The following is a 1,828-nucleotide window of genomic DNA, read 5'->3' as shown; positions in this document are numbered from 1 at the left end:
GGTGGTCGAGGCGTTCTCGGCGTTCTGGCGGACATTGGCCGCCATCTGCTCCATCGAGGAGGAGGCCTCCTCGGTCGAGGCCGCCTGTTCGGTCGAGCCCTGCGAGAGCTGATCGGCGCTGGCCGAGAGCTCCTGCGAGCCGGTCGACATGTTCTCGGCCGCGGCATTCACCTGGCCGACGACCTCGCGCAGCCGCGTGACCATGTTCTCGAGCGAGATGCCGAGCCGGTCCTTGTCGGAGAGTGGCTTGGTCGCCACGGCGAGATCGCCAGAGGCGATCGCATCGGCGACATTGGCGGTGGCGTTGAGGTTCTCGGTCATGCTGTTGAGCGCCTTGACGAGATCGCCGATCTCGTCGTCGCTCTTCACGGTGATCGACTGGCTGAGATCGCCGATCGCCACCGCATCGGCGAGGCTCACCGCGCTCGACAGGCCGCGGCTGATGCTGAGCGCGATCCAGAAGGCGGCGCTGGTCGCGATCACCAGGGTCGCCGCGAGGATGGCGAGCAGGAGCCGCTTGGCCATGTCGGCCTGTTCATCGGCTTCCGCCGCCGCCTGCGCCGCGGTCTTCTTGATCATGTCGATCTGCTGGCCCAGCAGGCCCATCATCGTGCCCGCGATGGTCATGCCGCGGCCGGACGAGAGTTCGGTTGCTTTGATGTTGCCACCTTCGGCCGCGATCCGCACAACCTTGTTCATGCTGGCGATGCCATCCTCATAGGCCTTGAGCAGAGGCGCGTGCGAAATGCCGACGGCGTCCATCAGACGCAGCCGCGCTTCCAGCCGCGCCGACAGGTCACGACCGTTTTGCGTGAGTGTGCTGACGGCTTTCTCGAGGTCGGCGACGCTGGTCGCGCTCAACAGGGTACCCGTCGCCCGCGTCATCCGCAGCCAGTCCAGCCGGACCGTCTGGAGCGCCAGCGCTGCACGGACCTGCCCGAGATTTGCATCGTCGCGGGAGAGTTCGGCGATGATGGGGTTGACCAGATTCGAGATGACCGTGTTCAACGGCAGCGTTTCCTTCGACCAGACTTCAGCCGCGCGCACGCCGGAGTTGAGCGCGGCATTGCTCAGCACCTCCTTCTGAACGGCAGCGAATTCAGCCAGGACCGGCATGAATTCCTGCCAGCGCTTCTTCGCGTCGGGGATGGCGGTTTCCGCCAATTCGGCGACCAACTGGCCTGCCCGTTCCCGGCCCTCGACGGCTGTCGCGCTGCGCTTCGCGATTTCTGTGGGGTCGGACAGGAGGATCGCGTTTTTCTCGGCCCGGATCGACGCGTTCAGGTTCGACCGGATCTGCCCGAGCTTGTCGAGGCGGCCGGTCCAGTCGACGAGCACCGCCTGGGTCCGCGTCATCTCGTCGAGCTTCATGTAGGCTAGTCCACCCGCAGCCATCGCGAGGGCAATGATGACGCCGAAGGCGCCGGCAAGCTTTGTCTTGATGGTGATACGCATCTGCAGGTTCCCGATGTTTAGGCGGAGGGTTCCGCCACCCCGGCTCGCGGGGCGGCGGAGGGGATCGACCTCAGCTTCTCAGGAAGGCAGCGTCTTGCTGATCGCTGCTGTCCTCGAGGTCGAAGGCGAAGCCGCCATTGGCGACTTTTTTGGGTGTGCGCGCCGCTGAAGAGGCGGGTGCCTTCTTCGGCTTCAGCGCAGAGGACATGGCCTGGGCCTTGCCGCGCAGCTGCTTCACCGCCACGTCCAGCGCCGGCTGGGCGCCGCCGCGGCGGCCGGGCTCGCCGAGTTTGAAGAAGGCGATGGTGCCCTGCAGCTGCTCGGCCTGTCCGGCGAGCTCCTCGGAGGTGGCCGAGACCTGCTCGGACGCCGC

The 1,828-nt window shown here is 66.4% G+C and carries 1 protein-coding gene and 1 pseudogene; both read right to left on the bottom strand.

The genetic code is table 11. The features are described 5' to 3' along the window. Nucleotides 1-1,455 (bottom strand): methyl-accepting chemotaxis protein (locus tag ASG72_RS05740; RefSeq protein ID WP_056710060.1); only part of this gene is annotated, 1,455 nt, incomplete at its 3' end. Between the two features lie 70 nt (nucleotides 1,456-1,525). Beyond that, nucleotides 1,526-1,828 (bottom strand): annotated as a pseudogene (locus ASG72_RS20975) (methyl-accepting chemotaxis protein); the annotation flags it as partial.

The sequence above is a fragment of the Allobosea sp. Leaf344 genome (assembly GCF_001426225.1).
Taxonomy (GTDB): domain Bacteria; phylum Pseudomonadota; class Alphaproteobacteria; order Rhizobiales; family Beijerinckiaceae; genus Allobosea.
Note: the sequence above shows the minus strand (reverse complement) of the source record. Positions and strands in the feature narration are given on the sequence as shown.